This window comes from uncultured Bifidobacterium sp. (assembly GCF_963540075.1).
Taxonomy (GTDB): domain Bacteria; phylum Actinomycetota; class Actinomycetes; order Actinomycetales; family Bifidobacteriaceae; genus Bifidobacterium.
In genome coordinates this window covers 1-7,674 of sequence record NZ_CAUTOG010000056.1, presented here as the reverse complement: position 1 = coordinate 7,674, position 7,674 = coordinate 1, and the positions used below count along the sequence as shown (strand labels likewise).

General features: G+C 67.8%; 5 protein-coding genes. 1 reads left to right on the top strand and 4 read right to left on the bottom strand.

All coding sequences use genetic code 11. The features are described from left to right. A partial coding sequence (locus tag RWX87_RS06145) for an acetolactate synthase large subunit (RefSeq protein WP_314688672.1) occupies positions 1-1,473 on the top strand: 1,473 nt, incomplete at its 5' end. Positions 1,474-1,534: 61 nt separating this feature from the next. Here RWX87_RS06145 and RWX87_RS06140 read toward each other — a convergent pair. The 4 genes from RWX87_RS06140 to RWX87_RS06125 form a co-directional block, all read right to left on the bottom strand. Then, positions 1,535-2,140 (bottom strand): NAD(P)H-dependent oxidoreductase, encoded by a 606-nt coding sequence (locus RWX87_RS06140; protein WP_314688671.1) that lies wholly within the window; start codon positions 2,138-2,140, stop codon positions 1,535-1,537. Positions 2,141-2,252: 112 nt separating this feature from the next. Continuing rightward, positions 2,253-2,699 (bottom strand): hypothetical protein, encoded by a 447-nt coding sequence (locus RWX87_RS06135; protein ID WP_314688670.1) that lies wholly within the window; start codon positions 2,697-2,699, stop codon positions 2,253-2,255. 340 nt (positions 2,700-3,039) lie between these two features. Next, positions 3,040-4,821 (bottom strand): YwiC-like family protein, encoded by a 1,782-nt coding sequence (locus RWX87_RS06130; RefSeq protein ID WP_314688668.1) that lies wholly within the window; start codon positions 4,819-4,821, stop codon positions 3,040-3,042. Between the two features lie 103 nt (positions 4,822-4,924). Then, positions 4,925-7,674: DUF1524 domain-containing protein (locus RWX87_RS06125; RefSeq protein WP_314688667.1), on the bottom strand; the 2,750-nt coding region annotated here is incomplete at its 5' end.

Sequence of the window (7,674 nt, the reverse complement as noted above, 5' to 3'; positions counted from 1 at the left end):
ATGACCGGCAGGCCGGGCGTCTGCCTCGCCACGCTGGGGCCGGGAGCGCTCAACCTCACGCTTCCGGTGGCTCAGGCGAACGCCGGAACCGTGCCGCTTGTGGCCCTGGGCGCACAGGGCAGCGTGAGCCGGCTGTACAAGGAGTCGCATCAGATCATCGACCTGGTCTCCGTGTTCCGCCCGATCACGCAGTGGTCCTCGATGCTGCTCGACGCGGCAGGGACGCCGGAGGTGGTACGCAAGGCCTTCTCCATCGCCCAGCGCAAGCGCCCCGGCGCCACCTGCCTGGTGCTTCCCGAGGACGTCCTCGAGCAGCCCGCCCCCGCCGGCGCCAGACCTCTGCCCCTCCCACGCCCGCTGCGGATCGTGCCCACGCCGGACGTCATCGACGAGGCCGCGGACCTCATCGCCTCCGCCCGGCGTCCCATCATCCTCGCCGGCAACGGCGTGGCCCGCTCGCATGCCGAGAACAGCCTGCTCGCCCTCGCCGAGCAGCTCAACGTGCCCGTCGCCACCACCTTCGAAGGCAAGGGCGTGTTCCCCGACGACCATCCCAACGCGCTGGGCGTGGTCGGCTTCATGCACCGCGACTACGAGAACTTCGCCTTCGACGACGCCGACCTCATCATCACCGCCGGATTCTCCATCCAGCAGTTCGACCCGGTGAAGATCAACCCGCACAACGACAAGACCATCATCCACATCAACACCTTCGTGGAGGACACCGACGCCCATTACGCGGCGGCGCTCAACATCATGGCGGACGTCGACGAGACGCTGCGCGAGCTCACCGCCGCCCTCTCGGCCCGCGGCGTGCGCTTCGACGACGTGCAGCCGCGCATCCGCGAGCTGCTCCGCGAGGAGTACCTCTCCTGCCGTGACGACCCGAGCTTCCCCATGAAGCCGCAGCGCATCGTCTATGACACCCGCCGTGCGGTGGAGCGTGACTGGCCGACCCTCGTGGACACCGGCGCCCTCAAGATGTGGATGGCGCGCCTGTATCCGACCTACGAGCCCACCACCTGCCTCATCGACAACAGCCTGTCGACGATGGCGTGGACGCTGCCGGGCGCCGTGGGCGTGTCCCTGGCGCATCCGGGGCGGCCGGCGCTGGCGGTGATGGGCGACGGCAGCTTCCTGATGAACGTGCAGGAGATCGAGACGGCGGTGCGCTGCGGCTGCCGCATCGTCATCCTCGTGTGGGTGGACAACTCCTACGGGCTCATCAAATGGAAGATGGACCTGCATGACGGCGGCCACGAATTCGTGGACTTCGACAACCCCGACGTCGTCCAGCTGGCGGCCAGCTTCGGTGCCAAGGGGCATGACATCTCGTCGGCGGAGGAGCTGTATCCGGTGCTGCGGTCGGCGCTGAGGTCGGGCAGCGGCGTGGACGTCATCGCCTGCCCGGTGGACTACCGCGAGAACATGCGGCTCATCGCCAAGCTCGGCGACGTGGAGTTCAGCAGCTGACGACAGGCGGCAGACGATGAGCGGCTCGGCGGCTCCGTTCCTCCGCAGTCGCCGCCGAGGCTCACTCCGAGGCGAGCGACTCCCCCATCACACGCAGGCGCTCAAGCTGCTCGGCGACGGCCCGCCGTCTCTCGGGGTCGTCGTCGCCGGAGACGAGATTGTCGACGTACACGATCTTCGCATCCTCGACCCCGCAGTACTTGGTGAGGGTCTGGCGACGGATCTGGTTGTCCAGGGCCTCGCCGACCCCATCGGATTCGTACCAGCCCTGCGAACCGCCGGTGAGCATGACGACGCGTACGGTCTTGCCCGCGAGCGCCCCCGGCTCTCCGGAGGGATTGTAGGCGAAGCCACGGCAGATGACGCGGTCGAACAGACCCTTGACCATGGCGGGCATGGTGTACCAGTACACGGGGAAGACGATGACGATGACGTCGGCCTTCTCGAGCCTGTCCTGAATGACGGCTACGTCCCGCGGGACGGGGCCGCGGCCCAGATAGTGGCGTCGGTCGGCGAGGGTGTAGACGGGGCTGAACCCGGCGTCATACAGGTCGAGCACGTCGACGTCCGCGCCTGCGGCACGCGCGCCCGCCGCGAAGGCATCACCCGCGGTGTCGGTGAGGGACCCCGGATCGGGGTTGCTGGTGATGACGAGAACGTTGGTCATAGGCCCATCGTAGGCCGCGCTCGTATCGTCAGACTGTGGGTTTGCCCCTGACAAACCCACAGACCCCTGTGGGTTGCAGCGAACCCGCACGTCCCGCAGGCAGACCCCCGCCCTACCACAGGACGCGGGAGTGCCGGCGCTCGGTCTTTCTGGCGGAATCGGTGCAGATGCGGCCCCAGCGGTCGACGCTCCATGATCCGGACCTGAGAATCGCAATCTCCTGATTGCTGAGGAGGAAACCCTCGAATTCGTCGGCATGCTTCTCGATGAGGGCACCGCCCTCACGGACGTAGCCGATGAGGAACCAGTAGGAGTTGAGATGCTTCGCCCCGCAGGAGATCATCATGTTCACGTCGCACAGCCAATCCCACAGGCCGTGGATGTCAGTGACCTTGTTCAGGGTGTCGATGGCCCAGACGTACGAGTCATGGTCTACGTGCGAATGCCGTTGCGCGGCAGCGGTAAAGGAACCAAGACAGTCGATGCGAATGGAGTCGATGGAGGAGGAGACCCTCTTGAGCAGATGCTGCTGGAGCGCCCGATACCGATCGTCCATCATCCCTGCGGATACCTCACGGACGTCTTCCTTGACTGCGCCGTGGATATCGTCTTCCTCTGACCGTCCCCTGACCGTGCTCATCGCTCGGCCCTCCTTCGTCATATCGTCACTCTGTCGCGGCCTTTCTTCCGTCTGGACACCTCCGTGATATGTGCAATGGGCAAGGCTTGCAAGGTTCCACGATGAACCGCACGTTAAAACTCCGTGATTCCCCATCGTCATGTCGCATTCATGACATCAGAAAATGATTATCGCTGCGATAATCCCTGTATCACCCCGCAATCACCCGCATTATCACCCCAGAAATCACCCCTTGCGACACGCCGAGGGTCGGAGTCGATCAGAGCACGACGACGAGGACCGCCACGAAGGCCACGGACAGAACCACGCCCTCGCCGATGCCGATGTACAGAGGTCGTACACGTTCGGAACGCATGGGCAGCATCGTCGCGCGCATGAGCAGGACGACGGCGATCGCACCCCACAGGGGCTGCACCAGGAACGCGGCAATGGCCATCGCCGTATGCCAGATGACGGACAGGAAATGGTAACGGGGGTCGCCGAATCCGCGGATCATCGTCTTGACGAACAGGGCGGATCCGTATTCGACCATGAGGAAGGCCGCGGCAGCCATGATCGCCGCGCGGGGGATGCCCGACGGTCTGAATCCGGCGGCGGCCGACCCGGCGATCGCGCCGATCAGGGAGGCGGCGAGCACGTCGGCGGCGTTGGCCCACAGAGAGCGTTCCTGATGGATATAAGCGGCCCGAAGCGTCAGCCCGGCGAGCACGAGGTACACGGGCGCCCACCACAGGATGGCCGGATGGAGGATGACGAACGGCAGGCCGACGACGACCGTCGCACCGCCGAACACGAGCATCGGCGTCAGATAGCGGTGGACGCGGCGGGAGACGAGCCATCGGGCGGCCGTGAACTGCACGCAGTAGCAGAGCGCCCAGGCGATCAGCAGCCACAGGTCCTGCAGCCATACCCCGAATACGGACGGCGACGATCCGGATGCGACCGAGGCCGACGAGCCGAAGCGGGAGGCGAGCACGGCGGCGATGATCGTTCCGGCCAGTCCGGGGGCAAGCACCATCATCCAGGCGCCGGGCTGGGTTGAGGTCCACAGTCGGCGTCGTTGGCGGGAGGTTAGAGGCGGACGGGTCGCGGAGGATGACGTGATCGGCGTGGAGGCGTCGGAGGGGGCGGCAGCCTCGGACGACTCGGGTGGCACGGTCAAGACGGAGGACCCGGACGACTGGGCGGGAGCGGCGAATCGAACGGGTCCGGAGGACGGATCCCGAGTGGAGGAGGACGCCGCCGTCGCTGCCGCGTCCGGCGAGGACGAGGCCACCGCGGACGGCGACACCGCGGAATTCGAGGTTTCTGCCGGCTGTGAGGACGCCGGGATCTCCTGCGACACCGCGTCTTCGGCTGGCTTCGCGGCTAGCAAAGCCTCCTGCGAGACCAGGTCATCAGTCGACCCATGCTGCGTTAGGGGTTCGGACTCGGATCCGGGTTCGGACTGCGCGAGTGGTGCGGACTCCGCCGGCGACTCGGGCCGCTGGGCGAAGCTTGGCGGCCGACGTCCGGAGGCTGCCAGGGCCTGTGCGGACCGGCGACGCTGAGCCGCGGACCCAAAGGAGGGTATGTCCGTTTCCTTCTGCGGCGATGGCGTGACGAATATCTCGGTGTTCGCGGTGGATTCCGGGGAGGCGGCGGCATCGTGGCCGTCGGGGGAATCGGTGAACTCAGCGGATTCGCCGGAATCGGAGCCGAAGGAATCATCGGATTCGGATTCGGCGTATCCCCCGCCCTCGGACGAACCGACATCGTCCGGCGCGACTCCGGAAGACGCAGCTCCAGAAAGCACGGCATCATCGAACGCAGCAGCATCAGACACGACGCCATCGGATTCAGCGCCGGCGTCCGCGGAGGCGGCATCGGCGGCATCCGGTTCGACCACGTCAGGTTCCACGGCCTTGGACGTCACGACCCTGGGACGACGCTCCGACCCCTCACGTGCGGACGCCACGGTGCCATCCCTGGACGAACCCGCCGCGGCATCCGCCGATGACGCGGTCCTCCCGCCGAATGCATCCTCGCCGTTCGTCGTCATCGTCGCATGCCTGCCATTCCCCCGGGTCCGACCCGGAATCGCCTGTCAGCGTCTCCAGACTATCCCGCGGATGCGGCGAGAGGGAAGAAAGAGGGAATAAACATCATCCCGACAACCGCGCCGCTTCGCGCATGAGAAGCATGCCGCCGGCGAGCCAGCGGTAAAGGTCGGTCCAGTCGCCGGAGTCGAAGTCGGCGTCGCGGCGCACGACGATCGCGCGCCCCTGCCTGGCGGCGTCCGGCGCGTCCCAGTGCAGTCCGACGCCCTGCTCGGCCCCCGCGGACGTCCCGCTGGCGAGGCGTCCGGGCGCACCTCCTGTTATGGGCGTAAGCAGCATCTCCACGCGGCCGCGACGTTCGACGAGCCGACGGTAGCGGTTGGCATCGGAGAAGTACAGATCCACGCCGACGTATCCGTCGCGCAGCCCGAGCAGCGCATCGACATGGCATCCGGATTCGCCGATGCCGTACGACGTCCAGGAGCCGGTTCCGGACTTCCTCAGGGACAGGTCGCCGAACGCGTCGACGACGTCCGGCCGTCCGGCGCAGCAGCGGTGGAAGTCCTCCCAGAACATGAGTCGCGTGCTGGTCTTGTCGGCGGTGCGCACGCCGCCGATGGCGCGAAGATAGCGGGAGCGCACCGCAGCGAGCGATGATCCGTCCGCGCCCCAGAAGTCCCAGCCGTTGGCCTTCGCCGAACCGCCGGCCAGGGCGATGGCGCGATGCGCGGCCGCGGAGGGGCTGTCGAACTCCTCGCCGTTCTCCAGCCGGATGCGGTAGTCGTCGGTCACGACCGCCCGCGCCGGGTATTTCGCGCTGCGGCCGACGAGCACGTCCCCGGAATCCAGGAGCCCGAACAGGCACAGGTCGCGGAAGCCGACGGTCGGGCGACCGGCCGCGCTTGCATCGGAAGAGACCCCGGCGCCGACCCCGCCAGTCGCTCCGCGAACGCCGCCACGCATCCCGCGCCTGGTCTCCCGGTAGCGTTCGATGACGTCCTGCGGCAGATACGGCATGGGCCAGGTCCCGACGGCCCGCTCGGCGAGCTCGTTTCCACGCGCAGTGATGGTCTCGTCCGTCCATGCCTTGGCGGCCCTGAGCGCCACATCGATGCCCAGGCCGCTGCCGTCATACCCGCCGATGAGACGCCTCCTCTTCCCTTCGAAGCTCCCGTCGGACAGCTCGGAGTTGTAGGCGGTGAGCGTGAGGTTGCCGAGCCGGTTGACGTCCCGCGTGAACACGTCCTCGCAGTCGTCACCGAGCATCGAGCGCCATTCCTCATGGGCGAGCGCGTTGCGCGGCATGATGTGCTCGATGGTGTAGACGCCGTGCGCGAAGTCGATGGGGTTCCTGGGACGGCGCGAGTTCTCGAGCATGGCGAGCAGATACAGGCTCCGGCGGAAGGCGTAGCAGTCGCGCGTGGCGAGGGTCGAGCGGAACTCCTCGTCGTCCGGCATGCGACGCGTGGTGCCGGCCTCGCCGAGCAGCATGGCCTCGAAGGCCTCGCGGACGTTCCCGCCGTCGCGCCGCACCTGGTCGAGCCGGGCGATGAGAGAGGACAGGAATCCGCCCAACCCGTTGCCGGCCACCCCGCACGCCATGCGTCGGAAGAGATAGGAGTCGAGCATGCGGAGCATGGAGACGAGGTCCGACATGGACAGCGCCGAGGCCATCTGACCCGCGGAACCGCCGCCGAATCCGATGCCGGTCCCAGCGCCGGGACCCACGCCGCGACCCGCTGATCCGTAGTCGGCCGCTTCGTCGGCCATCCCGTCGTAGGCCATCCCGGCGGCCATCGGGCCGTATCCCGCCGGTCCCGGAGCGATGGACCCCAGGTCGGCCGGCAGCCAGTCGTCGGCCGAAACCTGCCAGGGGTCCGAGGCCGTCCCCACGGCGGACTGTCCGTCATGCCAGTCGAGAAGCGTCATGACGAGCGGCCATGCGACGGACACGTCCAGCATGTGCAGACGGGCGAGGACGGCGTCGAGCTTCGGGCCCTCGGCCCGGTGGAAGGCGATGGCCGCGTAATGACCGGCGAAACGCCGCATCTCGCGCAGCAGCGGGACGACGGAGACGGAGGTCTCCGAAACGCCCGTCGTCAAGGCGCCCGCGGCACCGGCCGCGGCACCGGCCGACACCGAGCCGCCCAACGCCCCCACCGTAGCGTCCTCACGAGCCTCGCGATAGCGCCGGAACTCGCGGAACAGGTCGCGCGAGACGACGGGCGTGGGCGCGTTGACGACGGTGAGCCAGTCGTGGAGGAACCCGTCGAAGCGCCTGTCGTCGGCGATGGACGCAGCCGAGCCCGAGCCGCCCGACCCGGAACCACCCGCGGCCGACGCAGCGGAACCTGCTCCTGCGCCGGCCACTCCCCCGGCTCCCGCCGACGGCCCCGAGTTGGGCGCAGGCGAGAGGATCTCCTCGATGGGCCGCCACTGGTTGCGGTACAGGTCGGCCTGGTCGTCGATGGGCAGGCCCATCAGCACCTCGTTGCGCACGAGGTCGGCGACGGAGAGGTCCTTGCCGGTGGAGTTCATCGTCTCGAAGATGAGCTGCGGGTCGTCCTGGCCCTGGGTGAGCGAGATCGAAACGACCTCGAGGCGCTGCAGACCCGTCCAGACGACGTTGGGATTGGCGATGCCCTCCAGCCGACGCCGGAAGAGGTCGAGATTGGCGAGCAGCCGCGCCGAGGAACGGTCGACGGGCGCATCGGGGTTCTCGAGATGGTCGAGAAGCGAGCGCAGTGTGGATTCGTCGCCCTGGGTGAGCGTGAGCCGGTAGTGCTCGTCGCCGTGCCGGTACGGGTTGACGAGGTAGCCGCTGCCAAGGATCTCCTCGCAGGAGAAGGCGAGGG

Coding starts and splice junctions, on each gene's coding strand:
- RWX87_RS06130 (WP_314688668.1), bottom strand. CDS start 4,821: ATGACGACGAACGGCGAGGATGCATTCGGCGGGAGGACCGCGTCATCG.
- RWX87_RS06140 (WP_314688671.1), bottom strand. CDS start 2,140: ATGACCAACGTTCTCGTCATCACCAGCAACCCCGATCCGGGGTCCCTC.
- RWX87_RS06135 (WP_314688670.1), bottom strand. CDS start 2,699: ATGATGGACGATCGGTATCGGGCGCTCCAGCAGCATCTGCTCAAGAGG.